At 55.8% G+C, this 16,898-nt stretch carries 13 protein-coding genes and 3 pseudogenes; 9 read left to right on the top strand and 7 right to left on the bottom strand.

The features are described from left to right. Positions 1 to 209 precede the first annotated feature (209 nt). From HPDFL43_RS18990 to HPDFL43_RS18960, 6 genes and pseudogenes are all read left to right on the top strand, one after another. Positions 210 to 2,474: a hypothetical protein gene (locus HPDFL43_RS18990; protein WP_156970338.1), complete on the top strand. Its 2,265-nt coding sequence runs from the start codon at positions 210 to 212 to the stop codon at positions 2,472 to 2,474. 21 nt (positions 2,475 to 2,495) lie between these two features. Continuing rightward, positions 2,496 to 5,087, top strand: a complete 2,592-nt coding sequence (locus tag HPDFL43_RS18985) for a hypothetical protein (RefSeq protein ID WP_007199036.1) — start codon at positions 2,496 to 2,498, stop codon at positions 5,085 to 5,087. Between the two features lie 2 nt (positions 5,088 to 5,089). Beyond that, on the top strand, positions 5,090 to 5,896 hold the full coding sequence (locus HPDFL43_RS18980) for an MliC family protein (RefSeq protein WP_007199035.1): 807 nt from the start codon (positions 5,090 to 5,092) through the stop codon (positions 5,894 to 5,896). Between the two features lie 66 nt (positions 5,897 to 5,962). Beyond that, the gene (locus HPDFL43_RS22065) at positions 5,963 to 6,877 is read left to right on the top strand and encodes a hypothetical protein (RefSeq protein ID WP_156970337.1); all 915 of its coding nucleotides are present in this window, start codon (positions 5,963 to 5,965) and stop codon (positions 6,875 to 6,877) included. A gap of 96 nt (positions 6,878 to 6,973) precedes the next feature. Continuing rightward, on the top strand, positions 6,974 to 7,318 hold the full coding sequence (locus HPDFL43_RS18970) for a hypothetical protein (protein WP_156970336.1): 345 nt from the start codon (positions 6,974 to 6,976) through the stop codon (positions 7,316 to 7,318). Positions 7,319 to 7,466: 148 nt separating this feature from the next. Then, positions 7,467 to 8,593 (top strand): annotated as a pseudogene (locus HPDFL43_RS18960) (IS3 family transposase). A 250-nt stretch (positions 8,594 to 8,843) separates the two neighbouring features. Here HPDFL43_RS18960 and HPDFL43_RS18955 read toward each other — a convergent pair. Continuing rightward, complete coding sequence (locus tag HPDFL43_RS18955) at positions 8,844 to 9,173, bottom strand: hypothetical protein (protein ID WP_007199029.1); 330 nt, start codon at positions 9,171 to 9,173, stop codon at positions 8,844 to 8,846. Positions 9,174 to 9,403: 230 nt separating this feature from the next. Between HPDFL43_RS18955 and HPDFL43_RS18950 the strand changes: the two genes are divergently transcribed. Together HPDFL43_RS18950 and HPDFL43_RS18945 are read left to right on the top strand one after the other, a co-directional pair. Beyond that, the gene (locus tag HPDFL43_RS18950; protein ID WP_156970335.1) at positions 9,404 to 9,862 is read left to right on the top strand and encodes a hypothetical protein; all 459 of its coding nucleotides are present in this window, start codon (positions 9,404 to 9,406) and stop codon (positions 9,860 to 9,862) included. A 250-nt stretch (positions 9,863 to 10,112) separates the two neighbouring features. Continuing rightward, positions 10,113 to 10,797 (top strand): annotated as a pseudogene (locus HPDFL43_RS18945) (IS6 family transposase). A gap of 205 nt (positions 10,798 to 11,002) precedes the next feature. Here the strand turns inward: HPDFL43_RS18945 and HPDFL43_RS22060 are convergent. The 4 genes from HPDFL43_RS22060 to HPDFL43_RS18920 form a co-directional block, all read right to left on the bottom strand. After that, positions 11,003 to 11,224 carry a hypothetical protein gene (locus HPDFL43_RS22060; protein ID WP_007199026.1) on the bottom strand — a complete coding sequence of 74 codons (222 nt, stop codon included), beginning with the start codon at positions 11,222 to 11,224 and terminating at the stop codon, positions 11,003 to 11,005. A 164-nt stretch (positions 11,225 to 11,388) separates the two neighbouring features. Continuing rightward, positions 11,389 to 11,751, bottom strand: a complete 363-nt coding sequence (locus HPDFL43_RS18935) for a periplasmic substrate-binding domain-containing protein (RefSeq protein WP_007199025.1) — start codon at positions 11,749 to 11,751, stop codon at positions 11,389 to 11,391. Positions 11,752 to 11,811: 60 nt separating this feature from the next. Continuing rightward, positions 11,812 to 12,965 (bottom strand): IS3 family transposase gene (locus HPDFL43_RS18930; RefSeq protein ID WP_245271052.1). Its coding sequence is split into 2 segments (ribosomal slippage): positions 11,812 to 12,713 and positions 12,713 to 12,965, totalling 1,155 coding nucleotides; the frame shifts between segments, so codons are not numbered across the junction. 77 nt (positions 12,966 to 13,042) lie between these two features. After that, entirely contained in the window at positions 13,043 to 13,372 is a 330-nt protein-coding gene (locus tag HPDFL43_RS18920) for a glycosyltransferase (protein WP_007199024.1), read from the bottom strand. On the opposite strand from HPDFL43_RS18920, the pseudogene HPDFL43_RS21765 reads away from it, so the two are divergent. After that, positions 13,301 to 13,605, top strand: a pseudogene (locus HPDFL43_RS21765) (aldehyde dehydrogenase family protein); the annotation flags it as partial. The gene HPDFL43_RS18920 and the pseudogene HPDFL43_RS21765 overlap by 72 nt on opposite strands. A gap of 365 nt (positions 13,606 to 13,970) precedes the next feature. Here the strand turns inward: HPDFL43_RS21765 and HPDFL43_RS18915 are convergent. Further along, positions 13,971 to 15,383 (bottom strand): DUF2793 domain-containing protein, encoded by a 1,413-nt coding sequence (locus tag HPDFL43_RS18915; protein WP_007199021.1) that lies wholly within the window; start codon positions 15,381 to 15,383, stop codon positions 13,971 to 13,973. A gap of 368 nt (positions 15,384 to 15,751) precedes the next feature. Further along, positions 15,752 to 16,651, bottom strand: a complete 900-nt coding sequence (locus HPDFL43_RS18905; protein ID WP_040449350.1) for a DMT family transporter — start codon at positions 16,649 to 16,651, stop codon at positions 15,752 to 15,754. Positions 16,652 to 16,898: the final 247 nt, after the last annotated feature.

Genomic DNA, 16,898 nt, shown 5'->3' with positions numbered 1-16,898 from the left:
TCTACGTAAAGCGAATGTCAATGCATTTTGTATCAGCAACACGCTTTTCGCAGACCAATTTGTTGTGCCACGCAATGCTCAATCTGTTTGGAGCAAAAGGTGCATTCTGGATTATTAAGCGCGTAGGTTGAACATCCGAGTGCTTCCTTCCAGTCATCTTCATTTTGGTAACTTGTGAGCAATTTGCGTTATTAAGGGAACGAAACACGATGGCTCGACGGCTCACCTCTCTTCAAACCAAATTGATCGCCTGCACGACAGTTTCTGCGTTAGGCTTGCTTGCCGGCGTTATCGGCACCAATGCAATCGCCAGCGATATTTCGGAATCGGACACTAAACCAGTGAGCGCCGCGCCGATCCAATTGGCGCAACTGCTGCCGCCACAAGGCCAGCAGCAGAGTTTTGTGGTCAATCGGTTTGAAAACCGGACCGGCGTTCCCATCGACATTCTGGTCGTTCGCAACGGCGCCTACCAGCTATTGGGAACGCTGGGACCCAATATGAGCTATGACTATCAGACCCAGTTTGCAGACCAGCTTGCCTTCGGTTATGCGGGCCAAACTATTTTGGCGACCCATACTATTACCGGTTCGCTTGGTCAGACCATTACTATTCCTCTTGGCCCAGAGCTTTTGGCCCGCGCGGGTATTCAAGCGCCGCAACAGCAGGCCCAGCCGCAACTTCCACCTGCGCAACAGCAGGGCCAAGTCGCGCAAACATTGCCGCCAACGGTTGATCCGAATGCAGCGCCAGCCGTTGGTCCCGGCTCACCGCCACCGATAAGCGCCGATGAGGCGGTGCCGCGTCAGAATGCTGAATTTGCCGCAATGCCTCAACGCCAATCATTTAGTGATCGGCCATGGGCTGAAAGCCCGCTTACCTCCTATATGATTTGGCCGGGAACTGGAACAAGTGCACTCATGGTCAACGTACACGGTGAGATCGACTACGTGCCGATCAAACAAAATCTCAGCAATGGTACGTGGTTCCTGGAGGAAATCGAGGGAACCAACCGGCTTGTTATCCGTAATGTCCAATTCCCTGACAAAGCGCTTTACATTGACCGGGGTGCATCTGGCGGGGCGCAGGTCCGATTTGGCCCCGAAGGCCTAAATTCGGAGCTGGGCCAGTGGACCAAAGAACCCCGCGGGGATCTTGTGTCATTTCATCCAGTGTCCAACCCTTCGCTATACCTTTCCGGCAAAGATGGCGGACTGTCGGTCTTGGCCGGGGAAGTGTCCGCCGCTTATCAAGGCGTTTGGTTTGCGCATACTGTCCGGGATATGCGCGAACTGATGGGTGTCATGCAAGATCTGGCGCCTGCCTTCTCCGAGTTGAATGATAACATCAATGAACTTGAGCGCAGCATTTCGGAAGAAAAGCGTGCCGCTCTGGAAGCTGAAGAGAAGGCTCGTATTGATCGGGCGCGCCAACCTTGGATATCGAGCGGCGGAAACGGAAGCGACCAGATGGTCATGCGTCTTGGGGTCAATCCAGCGGAAGAGCCGATCCCCGACGTCCATGGTGTGCGGTTCAACTATGATGTGACACCCTATCCGGCGTTCGTCAAAGGCCCCTTCCAATCAAAGGATGGCGGTAATTTCAATGTCCAATTGCAACTGCGTCCCGAGGTGTATGCCTGGGCGGAAAACGGAAAGCTTTATGTCCGCGTAAAGACGTCGGACGGCACGAGCCTTAGCATCCTTGAAAATGGACTTAAGCCGCAGATCACCGATACTGAAAACACTTACTATCTTGCCGGTGCCAACGTTGGTATGTGGCTTACTGGTGCTCAGGCGATTCGACATTCCCCTGCCAATATCAACAGCGTGACAGATGCGGGAGTGAGCTCCGACCAAACAGTTGGATTCGACCTAAGCCTTGAATCCTTGGGCGGGAACTTTTCGTCCTCGCGCGGAACCAATGCCAGTTACCAAGCCTATGACTACCGTATTTCGGGTGGCTTTGACCGCGGCGGTGTCTCCTACAAATGGGAAGGATGTGGTCTGGCGGTCACTGTGTCCCGTGCAGATAATTGCACCTATTCAGGGCCGCAGGACCTATGGGTTCCCGAGGACAACACGGTCCGCAATTTGAAAGACATCTCGCTCGACATGCCACTGATGTTGACCGACTCGGTTTATGTGATCGATCCTTCCCAGATCGTGTGGGACGAAAACTCTTCCGCTCATGGGATGGTCAATATTGGCATGTATGTCGGCTTTAATCTTCATGCGGTCGATATACAGGACGTTCGAAACACCAATGCGACAGAATCCGAAACGTTCTGGGAGCAATTCAAAGGCGGCTTTGAGTTTGTCTATCGTCCCGACCTATGGGATTTCAATTCCTCGCTTAATGACCAAGCCATAGTGCGCAAACACACCATTAAGGCCGTACCCTATGGCGGCTCTGGCCAATTCATCATCAACCTTCGGGCCGATGTTTCTCAACTCAAGCCATTTTTGAATTGAAGCTGCGAAAAGGAATCAGCCATGATCGCACAGTCCAAGGTCCAGACGTCGCTTGTCGTTTCGTACAAGAACATCATGCTGGGCACGGTTTGTTCAGCACTTCTGGCAGGCGGCACAGTGCTGCCCGCCCATTCTTTTCCGGTTGCGGGATTGGACTTGAAGCAAACGATCCAAAAGGCTGACCGCTATATTCACAACGTCAATATGACTGCGGCGGAACGCGCGCGGCTACGGGACCGCGCCAAAAACGGCGGCTCTAGTTCAACATGGAGCCCGGGCTCGCGGCCGAACAACATTGATCGTGACAATGGCGGCTTCGGCGGCGACGCCCAGGGTAATCGCGGCCAAAACCAACGCCCCGGAGACGACGGCTATGGTGCCGTGCCCTCACAGGCTGACCGCGGAAACGGAACGGTCAACGATGGCGGCTATGGCGCGGTCCCGTCCGGTGGCGGCTATGGTTCCATCCCCTCGGGCAATGGTTACGATGCGCCATCAAACAACCAAGGCGGGTTTCAGACGGGCAATGATGGCCGGCCAGCTGTAAACAATCCCTATGATACGGTGCCACAGATCGGGCCAACCGGCAATGGTGGCTACGCGATCGCACCGCCCCCGGCCAATGGTGGGAATCCGTATGGTGTCGCGCCACCACCGGCGCAAAATGCGGGCTCCGGCTATGATTTGTTGCCACCACCTGCCGGCAATGATGGCGGGGGCTATGGCAACGCCCCATCACCGCTAAATCCCTATGGTGCAGCCCCGCCACCGGCGCAAAATGCGGGCTCCGGCTATGATTTGTTGCCACCACCTACGGGCAATGATGGCGGGAGCTATGGCGACGTCCCATCACCGCTTAATCCCTATGGCGCAGCCCCGCCGGAGCGTGTGAACAATAATGCCTATGATTTGGCTCCGGCTCCGGCACTGCCGGCCAATTATGGTCTTGGGCCCCAGCAGAATGCGCAAAACCCCTATGGCGTTTTGCCCCTGGCGCCGCCCGTGCCACCGCGCCCGGCGCAATTAGGACAAGGCGACAATTATCAGCCGCTGCCCGCCAATGCGCAAAATGGCAACCCTCTGCCGTTGCCGTTGAACCTTCCAGACAACGGCCAGAACGCTCGACCCATCGACACGGCAACGCTGCCTCCGCCGCCCGTGCCACCGCGCCCGGCGCAATTAGGACAAGGCGACAATTATCAGGCGCTGCCCGCCAATGCGCAAAATGGCAACCCTCTGCCGCCGCCGTTGAACCTTCCAGACAACGGCCAGAACGCTCGACCCATCGACACGGCAACGCTGCCTCCGCCGCCCGTGCCACCGCGCCCGGCGCAATTAGGACTAGGCGACAATTATCAGGCGCTACCCGCCAATGCGCAAAATGGCAACCCTCTGCCGCCGCCGTTGAACCTTCCAGACAACGGCCAGAACGTTCGACCCATTGACACGGCGACGCTGCCACCGCCGCCCGTGCCACCACGTCCGGCACAGTTCGGTCAAGACGGTAGCTACCAGCCGCTGCCTGACAACCCACAAATTGGGCAAGCGGACTACGGCCAGCCTGCTTTAACGCCGCAAAACGCCAATGGCGCGCCATTGCCGCTGCCCATAACCGGCCTCAATGGCCAGGGCGATCCCTATCAAGCGCTGCCTGCTGGTGCACAAATTGCCGGACAGCCGGCTGTGCCCCCCGGGGTGAGGCCTGTATACGGGCAACAGCCGCAATATCAGCGCCCGCTGTTGCAGAATGACCCGAACTATCAAGATGCTCGGCTCAATGCCGGCAACCCCTATCAGCCGGTTGACACCGGCGCTCCGCAATATCGACAGCCAGGAATCGAGATTGGTCAATATGGACAAAATCCGTACCAAACTCTGCCTTTGAACCCCAACGCCGCACAGCCAAATGTGCCTCCAGGTGTCACGCCCGTTTACGGGCAACAGCCGCAATACCAGCGCCCGCTGTTGCAGAATGACCCGAATTATCAAGATGCTCGGCTCAATGCCGGCGACCCCTATCAGCCGGTTGACACCGGCGCTCCGCAATATCGACAGCCAGGAATCGAGATTGGTCAATATGGACAAAATCCGTACCAAACTCTGCCTTTGAACCCCAACGCCGCACAGCCAAATGTGCCTCCAGGTGTCACGCCCGTTTACGGGCAACAGCCGCAATATCAGCGCCCGCTGTTGCAGAATGACCCGAACTATCAAGATGCTCAGCTCAATGCCGGCAACCCCTATCAGCCGGTTGACACCGGAGCTCCGCAATATCGACAGCCAGGAATCGAGATCGGTCAATATGGTGCCAACCCCTACGGCGCATTGAACCTGCTTCCAGCGCCGCTACAGGACGGGCAATATGATCGGGTTCAAGGTTTCGATCTGCGCGACCGCAATGATGCCGGAAATGGGCTCAACGGCTATGAGAACGTAGATGCCGCGCTTCCGCTGGGACAGAGTTCCTACGAGCCTGTGCCCGTGCGGGTGAATGGATTGAACGGAAATCCCCTGCCGCCACCGCTCAATCTGCCCGCGGCGGGACAAGCCTTGGGCCAGCCAATTGATCCAGCACAATTGCCGCCGCCTCCGCCAGCCCTGGTGCAGAACTGATCATGGCCCTCCACCGCATATTTTCAGGTCTGTTGGTTGCGTCTGTCTCGTTGTTTTCTGCCCAGGCCCAAGGGGCAAATACCTATGGTCCCGTCAGTCCGGATGGGCTTGTTTGGGGATTGTCCAGCTATGTCGATGCTCAGGGCAAGCAAGTGGAAAACTGGAGCTATGCTATTCCTGAAACTGACGCCTTTGTTTTTATAGCCTCATGCAAAAGCGGTGAACGCGGTCCGGCCATCGAGGTAATGCTGTCAGCCGATTTTGGCGCGCGACAGGATGGTGATCGCGTTGAGGTCGCTTTTCGGTCGGCGGTCAGTGAAGCTACTTACGCTGGAACCGTGCGTATCTTCAACGAGGAATATGCAGGCGTAATGCTTCAATTGGGCATAGAAGACCCGTTCTGGTCGCTGTTCAACCAGAATATTTCGTCAGTCGAATACCGCATTGTCGGCGATGAAACGATGTTTCCGGGCAGCATATCCATGTCCGGCGTGCGCCAGGGCGCGCATCAATTCCGCGTTGCATGCGATGCACATTTTGCGGCCTATGATCAAACTGCCAGCGCGCCGCAAATGGCCCCGATTATCTATCAATGCCCCAATGGCAGCCATTTTGCTGTGACCTTTGACAATAGCCGCTCATATTCGACTGCGACGATTAATATTGGCGGCATTACCGAACGGCTGATTCAGGTGCGCTCTGGTTCAGGCGCACTTTACAAAGCTGGTACAATTTCGCTGCATACAAAGGCAGATGACGCCTATCTGGAGCTCGGCGGCGCCGGACTTTCATGCAAAAGCGTGCCGTGAGGCCATTGAATTGACGTGGCGAAAGCGAACCCAACGCTAGCCGGAAGACAAAAGATGCGAGGCATTATGGCGATCAAAAATTCTCTCAGAGCGGTAGCGTTAGCACTCGCAATCTGTATTTCAGCAGCACCCAACAGCCATGCCAGTAGTTTCGGCATTCAATGGGTCTATTTTTCCTCGTCCGATGGCGCACGCATTTCTGCCATTTGGACAGCCTCCTTTCTTGGCAGTGATGAAGTTACGAGGCGACACGTCTTTTCCGCACTTTGCAATCCGCAACAACCAACACCCTATGTTACGGCGTTGATCGACCCGCGCGGTGGTAGCCCACTCCATCCGAGCCAAAACCTGAAGATCCGTTTGGAAGACGGAAACCATATTTTTGTTGCGGGAGATATCGACCGCATAGCCAGCGCAAATGCGGGCGACAATCTTCCCAGATACAGCTTTTTTCTGCCTGCCACATCACCTTTCTTTCGGGCTCTAACCAATGACGGATCGCGCTTTTATCCCAAGATCGATTCTGACCCCGGCGACGGCGGTACCCGATTGGTCATCAATAATTCTGATCGACAGAAACTTCGTGATTTCCTGAACCACTGCGCCAGTTTCGCTGGCACAACCGCAAACACTGCGCAAGAACCGGCACAGCAGCCGGAGCGCCCTCATGCCTGCCGCGATTTCCTCAATGGTCCCAACAGCTATGCGGGTAACTCAGTGCGCATCCACGCGCCAGAGATTGTCGACGCGGTTTGCGGAAATCTGCGTATGGATGTCCGGCCAGCGGTATGTATGCACATAGTGACGAGTGGAAACGTCGCTTGGAACCAAACTGGCGCGAGCCAGTGGGAAGATGCTAACGCAGCTAGCCTTTGCTACCAAAGCCAAAACCCCGGCCTGCGGATCGATTGTTTTTTACGTGAAGTCAAGAGGGGCAATGAATGGTACGTCGCAGTCAACATTTGCAACCAAGTGAACTGACGGCCAGCCTGGTCTTCCTGCTGCTTTTCGCGCGGCATTCATAACGATCCACTTAGCGTGGCAACATGACCAGCTCGGAGATGTAAGGGTAAGGCGATGCGCAACAGGGTTTTGATTTTAGCCTTGATGGCAGCAACCGCTGCCGGGGAATCGACGAGCGCAAAGGCTTCCGACGAAGTGCAGCATTGGGTATGTACAGCAATTGGCGAAAACATTGGCAAGACGGAGCCGGGCTATATGTCCGATATTATGCGATGGCCGGATGATCGCTTCCGGACCATCGAACCGGGCGCGGAATATTACACATCGGACAACCCGGACGAGGCTGACTGGCTAGAAGTTTACGCCGTTCCCAATGGCCACGGTAGTACGCTTATCGGTTTTCTGCAGCCCCAGAATTTCAACTGTTCAATCTACCAAGTCGCACGTGAATTTCCTTGATTTCAGCTACATGCGGTAATGGCCTTATGATGACCGACGGGGTTCTGTCTCGCTGGACCTCTCTCTGTCGCTTCCTCGAAGATGGAGTAGCCCCCTGAAAGTGGTCCACCAACTGGGATAGGTTTGTCCCGTAATTGGAGGATCAGCGATGGCTGGGAAACGAGAGAAGCCCGAAGAGATCGTATCGAAGCTTCGGCAGGTAGAAGTGCTGCAAGGACAAGGAATGACGGTTGCGGAAGCCGTGCGCCAGATCGGCGTCACGCAGCAGACGTTCTACAGGTTGCGGAAGCTCTATGGCGGGATGGGCAGGTCTCAGCTTGCGCGACTGAAGGAACTGGAGAAAGAGAACCAGCGGCTGCGGCGGGCCGTGTCTGACCTGACGCTGGATAAGCTCATTCTGACCGAGGCGGCACGGGGAAACTTCTGAGCCCTTCACGTCGCCGCAAGTGCATCGACCATGTGCGGCAGGAGCTTGGCGTATCGGAACGCCGCGCCTGCCGCACGCTCGGGCAGCACCGGTCCACGCAACGCAAGGTGCCCCAGGGCCGGGCCGATGAAGAGCGGCTGACCGATGACATCATCGAACTGGCCGATCAATATGGGCGCTATGGCTACCGCATGGTCACCGGCATGCTGAACAATGCAGGCTGGCAGGTGAACCACAAGCGGGTCGAGCGCATCTGGCGACGTGAAGGGCTGAAGGTCCCGCAAAAGTAGAAGAAGAAAGGACGGCTCTGGCTGAACGATGGCTCCTGCGTGCGTCTGCGGCCTGAGCGGCCCAACCATGTCTGGTCCTATGACTTCGTGCAGGATCGCACCGCCGATGGTCGCGTCTATCGGACACTGAACATCATCGATGAATACACCAGGGAGGCGCTTATGATCCGCGTCGATCGCAAACTTAACTCAACCGACGTGCTGGACGCGCTGACGGACCTGTTCATCCTGCGCGGGCCACCGGAATATATAAGATCCGACAATGGCCCCGAGTTCATTGCTCAGAAGGTGCGGGATTGGATTGGAGCGGTCGGCGCTAAGACAGCCTACATTGAGCCCGGATCGCCATGGGAGAACGGATACTGCGAAAGCTTCAACGCCAGGTTCCGGGACGAGCTGCTCAACGGTGAAATCTTCTACAGCCTAAGAGAGGCACAAATCCTGATCGAAAAATGGCGCAACCACTACAACACGATCAGGCCGCACAGCGCTCTGGGCTACCGCCCACCCGCGCCGGAAAGCATCGTTCCGTTGGACCAGAGGCCAACGATGCACTAACAATCAAACCGGACCACCCGATGGGGGCACGCCAGAGCTGCCATGTCTTGTTTGATCACCATGGGGCAACGTCAGCAAATGCGTGCCGCCGATGAAGACGCGAAGGTGCTCATCCAACAGACGCACCCGCAGCCGATGAGTGCTAGAGTTGGCGGTCGTGGTGCGCAGGCGCACAAACCCAGCTCCCCTCAAATCATCTTGTAGAAGCTGGGTTTCGTACTCGTTCCTTCCGTCGAGACCTATGTTCAATTCATGATGCGTTCAAACGCTCATATTCCATGGCCACATTCTGAGCGTAGCTGTTGCTCACTCTGTGAATGCTGTCATAACATCTGATCGAACACTCGCCGTCTACATCCGCGCAGTCTTCATCATAGTCGCCTTCATTCACATCATAGTCGACGATGTAAAGCTCAAGTCCGCTCGGCCAATTTTCCGCATCCGCCAGTTCCGCCACTCCACCGGTGATGGTTATGACGATCCGCGACTTCAATGGACCTGCCCCTTCCTGATCAATGGGAAGATTCGAGGTAAGCGTTGCCGGTTGCCTCGCATTTTTGCCTTGTGAGATGTCGTTCATGTAAGTCACCTTTATAATGTAACGTGCGATCGAAATTGATCGTATAATGATGATTGAGCAAAAAATCATCGGCCACAATATGTATAAAGGAATTTATTGTCTTTTATTTAGATATAGTAATTTATAACTATGAATTATAGAGCTATTTGCGCCGTTCATTCTTTTAATTAATATATTGATATATTATACAATAAATATTATATTACGCTATAGTATATTGGAGGAGCATTATGGAATACACGATTTACATTCAACGTTTGGCAACTGAAAGTATCAGCGTAAGTGCGAACTCCGTTCGCGCAGCGATGGATATGGTAGCCGAGAAAGTAGGCGGCGACCTCGAAAATGTCATCCGCATGGCGGGCGTCGATGAAGGTGGCAAAATAAGTGATCGTCTGCTTCCAGATCTCAATTGGTATGTGATCACGCCGACGGAACGGGGCTTGGACAATCAAGTGCAAGAGATCTCAAAGCAGCTCCATTTGCAAATCGCAAAAGGCTTTGCGGTTCTCAGAAAAATTTCTGAATTCCACACAACGGAGGACATCGCCTTCGAACAAGAGGTATCTGAAATGGAAGCGTATTTGTCCCGCGATTTCGAAGACGAATACGGCGTCTTGATGGAGGTCATCCGAAAAGCGCGGGCTGCACTGGATCTGCCTGACTGCAACCTGGTTCCGGGCGAATGATTTCCTGTCGATGTGTCCTACGGAGCTTCTGTGGTCGGCTCGCCGAGTCGGCATTGATGCAGAGCCTATCTCGTCCAGACCGAGCGGTGCCGCCCTCGAGGCGGCTCCGTTCTCGTCTGACTGCATAAGCTACAGTGCAAGCGCACGTTTCATTTCGTCATGTTCGAATGCGGGTTCTAGGCTGCGCATGTCTGCGCCGCGAGGCGTCGCCTTAACTGGTTGGTGGGGTTCGGGGGCATAGTCTATCTGCATGACTGAAGATGCTTCCGCCCAATATAAACGACACCGCTTTCCAGCCGAGGTCATCGCGCATTCGGTGTTGCTCTATTATCGGTTTCCGCTGAGCCTGCGCGACGTTGAAGACCTGCTTGCCGAACGTGGGATCGAGGTGTCTTTTCAGACTGTCGCCGAATGGGCGAGGAAATTTGGCCTGAAGTTCGCCCGTCAACTTCGTCGGCGGTCCTGCGGCAATTTTGCTGACAAATGGCATCTTGATGAGATGGTCGTGTCCATAAAGGGAAAGAAATACTGGCTGTGGCGCGCCATCGATGCCAACGGTTACGTTCTCGATGCCCTGCTGGAAAGCCGTAGAAACAAGGGAGCCGCTCTCCGGCTGATGCGCAAATTGCTGAAAAGCCAGGGCGTCACGCCACGCGTGATGGTGACAGATAAGCTGCGATCTTACTCCGCTGCAAAGCGGCAGCTCATGCCGGGTATCGAGCATCGTTTGCATAAAGGGCTCAACAACCGCGTCGAGAATTGTCACCTTCCCGTGCGACGACGAGAGAAACGCATGATGCGGGTCAAGTCGGCACGGCCAGATTGCGAATCTTTTCCATCTTCATAGAAAACACATGACTGCCACTGATCATCGTCAACTCCGCGCCCACGCCAGCACCACTTGGCGTGAGATCGCCTTGTCGTTCAAAGCGTGAAATTCACGCCGAAGCAATGATCGCGCGCTTTGCTCGGTTAAGGCGACGCCACTGTTGGGCCCGTTAGAGTCGTGCCGACTTTGACTCAATTGGAGCCAACCGGGTTTTGGAACAATAGAATCTCACGCAGGGCTAGTCCCAATTAAAATTATATCACAAGCCTCTGTGTAATCACGCCCCCGCAACCAAATCATAAACATAACAATCATAAAAAAAACGGTAAAACACCGGGGACTTGGTATTTGGGTCCCGTGTCCGGAATGCCTTTGTGTTTAAGTTCAATGTACCCGGGTTTCTGCAGCGTCCGGAATTCCGCTGTGCGGTTGCCTTGATCACTCGATTTCAGGCTGCCGTGTTCGTTCAAAAGCGGAGGAAGCACGAGGCTCATGTCGAGAGGCAGTTTCAGGTTTGGCTGTTCGCCGCTCATCACCGGGTTTTGCGGAAAGAGATTGTTTGACCGGTCTCACTGGGGCGCGCCCTGAGCCGATTGAAGCGCGGTCGTTCCAGATTTTTTCACCGCTGCTCTCAGCGACAATAGGCGGGCGAAGCGCCCGCCTATGTATTTTGGCACTTGGTGGTGCGCCGTCAGCGCTATTGCGCCGGTGTCATGTCGAATGCCCGCATCCAGTCATCGCCGCGCGGCGTGTAGTTCACCTTGTTTGAAACGCCATAGGTCGCGGGCTGCGCATAGAGAAAGAGCACCGGAGCCTCTTCACACATGATCTCGGTTGCTTTCTTGTAGGCTGCCTCGCGGGTGGCGACATCGGTCGTGGTCGCGCCGATCACCAATTGTTCGTCAAAGGCGGTGTCGTTCCAGTAGGCATACTGGTTGCCCGGTTTGAACAGGGTAAACAGCCCGTCAGCGTCGATCGTAGGCCAGGCCTGGCCGAGAAGCGACAATTGGCCCAGATCGCCCGCCTTGCGGTACTTGTCGAGGTAAGCCCCGAATTCCATGGTGACAATCTCAGTCTTTACTGAGCTACTCCCCATTCGTTGGACAGTTTCTGGCGTAAATTAAGCTACTCTTTGCACTTGCTGATCGGGTTGGGTTTCGTCTTTTCCCAGCCAATAGACCACGGCAGGTGGTCTTCCACCAAGGGCTGAGTGTGGGCGTTGATGGTTGTAGAACGTCATCCATTTGCGGATGCCCGCCTTCGCTTCTGATCCGGTCTCCCAGGCATGCAGGTAGACACATTCATATTTCAGCGTCCGCCACAGGCGCTCGATGAAGATATTGTCGAGGAAACGGCCCTTTCCATCCATCGAGATGCGCACGCCGGTCCGGCGCAAGCGGTCCGTCCAGGCGAAGGATGTGAACTGGCTGCCCTGGTCCGTATTCATGATCTCCGGCTGGCCGAACTTGTGGATGGCCTCATTCAGCGCCTCGACACAGAAGTCGGCCTCCAGCGTATTCGAGACGCGCCAGGCCAGAACCTTACGGGTGTGCCAGTCCATGATGGCGACGAGGTAGAGAAAGCCACGCCGCATGGGCAGGTAGGTGATGTCCGAGCACCAGACCTGGTTCGGTCGATCCACGCGCAGTCCTTTCAGCAGGTAGGGATAGGTCTTGTGCCCTTTCGCCGGCCTGCTGGTATTGGGTTTCTGATAGATCGGCATCAACCCCATCAGGCGCATCAACCGGCGTATCCGTTTCTCGTTCACCAGATGGCCATCGTTGCGCAGATGCCAGGTCATCTGCCGGACGCCGAAGAACGGCGTTTCAAGGAACTGCTCGTCGATTTGACGCATCAGGTCGAGGTTCTGCTCGGTCTCGCCCTTAGGCGTGTAGTAGAAGGACGAGCGCGCGATCGACAGCAGCTTGCACTGCTGGCCTATCGACAGCTGGGGGTGATCGGGTTCGACCATGCCGCGCCTCACTTCCCGCCCCATGGCTTCAGCTTTCTTTCCAAAAAAGAGTTGGCCACGGCCAGCTCCCCGATCTTGGCGTGGAGTTCCTTCACCTGCTCCTCGTCGATCTCGGGCTTCTTTCGACCGCCGCGTTCGAACACGCCGGACGCGCCCTCAAGGAGCGCACGTTTCCATTGATGGATCATCGTTGGATGCACCCCGAACCGGCTCGCCAACTCAGCGGCGGTTTCCTCGCCCTTCAGGGCTTCCAGCGCGACCTTCGCTTTGAACTCAGGCGCGTGTTGCTTGCGTTTCGACATCTCTGATCTCCTTCTCGTCGAAGATCAGCAGACTGCAAATCGTAGCTTATGTCAGTGTCCAAATTTCGGGGGGTAGCTCAACCATCCCAGCAGTAGGGCATGATCAGGGACGGCACACCATAATAAAGTGCTTCGCAAAAGCTGTTGTTGCCACCGTGATGAATGAAAAGATCGGCCTGGGCGACGATCGAGGGCTGCGGAAACCAGCTGCCCAGATAGACACTGTTGGGAACGCTTTGGTAGCTTTCGAGAAAACCGCCGACATTGACGAAGAAGCGCGCGGGGAACGTTGCGAAAACCTCGATTAGGCGGCCGATAAGATCGGTGTCGATGGCGCCGAGGCTTCCGAGTTCGGTCTTGGCGCGAGCGTGTTCACCACATCGCTGGAGGAAGCATATGAGGCCCATGAACGGCTTGAGGCTGGTATGGTCTGGATCAACAATCCAATGATCGACAATGATGCGCTGCCCTCTGGCGGCTGGAGAACTCCGGCCTTGGGCGCGAACTTGGACGCATTGGGCTTGATGCCTTCCGCCGTTCGAAAATGGTGATCCTAGATCACAAACCCGTTCGTCGGGACTGGTGGTATCCCTACTTGGATGACTGGTTCCTGGATGCTGGTGGGCACAAGATATCCTGAGACCGGAGGCCGAAAATACAGACGACCCAATTTTACATCGACGGCACATTTGTTGCGCCTCAGGCCGGCAGCAGATTTGAGGCGATCAATCCCGCCACCGGAACCGCATTCGCCTGAACCGTTGCGCAGCTTCGCTATTGGAATGGCGCAGAAAGGGCTGGCCGAGGAAGACCTGACCGGCCGCCGCCCGCCCTTCCTTCGGCTTCTCGATGCCTTGGGCATCGGCTTTGCGTCCTGAGAGATCCATGTCCCGACCTGTTTTCCCCCGCGGATGGGATTGCCTTCGACACCAGTTCTGCACCGCGCGAAATCCGCGTCGAAGACCCTGGTCTGGTGAGACTGGCTCCTCAAGTGCAGCGAGTCTCTCATGTGTAGAGACCGCCCTGGTTCTCGGTGCCGGAAATGTTGCCAGGCAACCATGTGCTTGCCTGGCCATTGGTCTGGATAAGGCCAAGCCGTTCAGCGATGTACCTCTTTCCGCTGGCGCCACCGCTGAACGAGAGACCAGTGGGCCGTATCTGCGCCTGTTCCTCCGCATGGGCAAATGCCGTGCTGAAAACAGGAACACCGGTGAGTGTCAGCGTGATGCCTGACAGGCGTATCATGCTGCCGGGACCTGACGACATCAAATGTCGCGCCGCACCAGCGGAAATCTCATAATTTCCGGTTGCGGTGATCTTTGCGCCGGACGCCGAGACGTGGATTGAGCAGGTGCCGAAATTGATGTCCTGATAATCAAGATCGCCGCCCTGGAGGTGGAACCCATAGTCAATGGCTTCAATCCTGAATCCCTTGACGACATATTTTCCCACAAAGGTCCCGGTGAATGCAGAATCTGGCGCGTTGATGACTGCATTGGAGGGCGCCATCACGTTGCCTTCGATGGTGATTGTTCCAGAGCCGAGATAGGTTTTGAGCATCTGGTTGGTGGTGTAGGTGCCGTCGTCCACCTTGATTGTCACGTTGTAGATCGACATGTCGAGACTGGCGGACATGTCGATCGCCTTTTGAATCGTTGCAAAAGCGCCACCGGGATCGTTGCTCAGGCCGTTGTTGCCGTCGCTGCCATCGGTGCGAACGTAGTAGGTTCTGTCGGAAGTCAGTACCTCGCGGCCGCCGCCAACAATACTGTTGGGGAAGCTGACTGTGCCGGTATCTTTGTCGACACGGATGCCCTCGAACCAGCTCATCCCGTCAGGCGATACCTTGACATGGAAATCATCGTCGCCGGTCAGCCCAAGCTCGACGCGACCCGAATATCCATTCTGAAACAGCACAGAGGCCGTATTGACCGCGGTAGCCTTGTTGAGTTTGAAACGGTGATCACCGCTGCCGGGCGTCACGTCGTCATGGGAGAACAACACCGCATCGCTCTTAACCAGCAAGCGGTTGGTGGCATCTGCGAGGCTGTTGATTCCAACACGCGGTACCGGATTGACATGGTCATGATCAGACCATGACGAGCCGCCCCATGTCACGAACCTGCCTTCATCAATGATCTGGGCCATCCACCCCATCTGAGGCGTGTAAAAAACCCAAGCTCCGTCCTGCCAGACCGCCAGTTCCTGATCATGTCCCGACCATTCACCGCTGCCAGTCGGCCTGACGATGTAGCGGTCCCCATCGTTTGGCAGTGGCGGCGGTACAGCCAGGTCGCGGTCGAGCACGGCAAGCTGCACGATCGCATCAAGTGCCTGCAGCGCTTCATTGTGGGTCACGTGCTTTTGTGCTTGTGCCGCCGCGATGTAAGGGAGTTGAAGATTGGGAGACTTTTGCATTCGCTTCATCCTGTGTCGCTGGAAAGGGACTACAGGATAAGCGGGCTTCAGAGGGTGGGGACAAAACAATGGGGATGGCGTGACTGCTCTGAGCCTTTGTCAAGGATTGGCGGTTGTTGATGTTCAGTAGCCAACCCTTCTGCTGAAGCAGCACATTCACAAGCCATCATAGTGCGCCCGTGTCTCACAGACCCCCCTGATACGGATTTGCAAAACCGGCCTGTCCGGTGCGACGGGACTTTTGTATTCGAGAGTCGAGGTGTCTAACTTCAGCGCCTTGCGGGCCTGCGGGGTCAAGATCCCCCATAGCTTACCGTGAACCCTGGGCGGTTTCGGAATGCGCTTCCAAGCAAAAGCCTTGAGCATCATCACGCGGTGACAGAGGGCCCTGAATTTGCCGGCACCGCGCGGTTCTCACCGCGGATGTTGATCCAGTTGGCGAACAGGATGATTGCGCCGCCGATCAGCACCATTGCGTCCAGTCTTTCAGAGAACAAAACCATGCCGACAACAGCAATGAGCGGCAGCCGTGTGAAATCAATCGGCATCACGAAGCTCGCCGGCGCCAGAGACAATGCCGTCGTAAGGCAATAATGCGCAACAAGTCCGGCCAGCCCGATGACAATGAGCCAGGGCAAGGTTGCGCTGGTGGGCCAGGTGATTGAGGGTTGCACAGCAAGGGCGATAACGCCGAAGCAAAGCTGAATGCCGGTCAACCAGAACAAGATAGAGACGATGCTTTCATGACGGGTGAGAGCTTTGGTCATGATGATCGTTGCCGCAAAGAAAATCGCCGACATGGCCGCCGCAATCACCCCGGAATCGATCATGCTCATCTCTGGTCTGGCGACTACCAGAATACCAATGAACCCCAAAACGGCGGCAGCCACCCGCGGCCGTGTCAGCCGCTCACCGAGAAAGATCAGGCTGAGCAGTATCACCCATATTGGCGAGGTGAATTCGAGCGCGAACACTTGTGCCAATGGGATGGTTGCAAGCGCGAAAAACCACAGGTTTTGTCCGATAAAATGGAAGAAGTTGCGGAAGAAATGGGTTTTGATCCGGTTTCCTCTGACTTCGCGGATCCGATTGAGCACTAAAGCGATTGCTACAACAACAATGAACCCGATCAGCGACCGGATCGCCATGATTTCGAACGTGCTGTGGACCGCTGACACAAAACGGCCTGCAACAGCCATGGAGGAAAAGGACAGGATTGATCCGATCATCCATAAAGCGGCCCGGAGCGGCCGGTAGGTTTGGGGCATGCGTGAAGGTCTCCAACGGGCACTGCGGCGACATGCACGCACCGGAATCTTACATCACAGGGCAGCGGATACCAGCGCTTTGCCGCATGTCCCTGTAAGTTTTGCATGACATAATGAAGTTCATCATGTTGGTGTTGCTGAAGGCGCGGTTCAAGCGGTGCGGCAGTCTTGCGCCCAGCATGTCGCCGATACGGACGCCTTTCGGCGGGTGACTGGCCTGGTCACTGTGGGTTCAGGGTCCATCTCC

It is taken from the genome of Hoeflea phototrophica DFL-43, from assembly GCF_000154705.2.
Classification (GTDB): Bacteria; Pseudomonadota; Alphaproteobacteria; order Rhizobiales; family Rhizobiaceae; genus Hoeflea; species Hoeflea phototrophica.
This window is presented reverse-complemented; position numbering and strand designations above follow the sequence as displayed.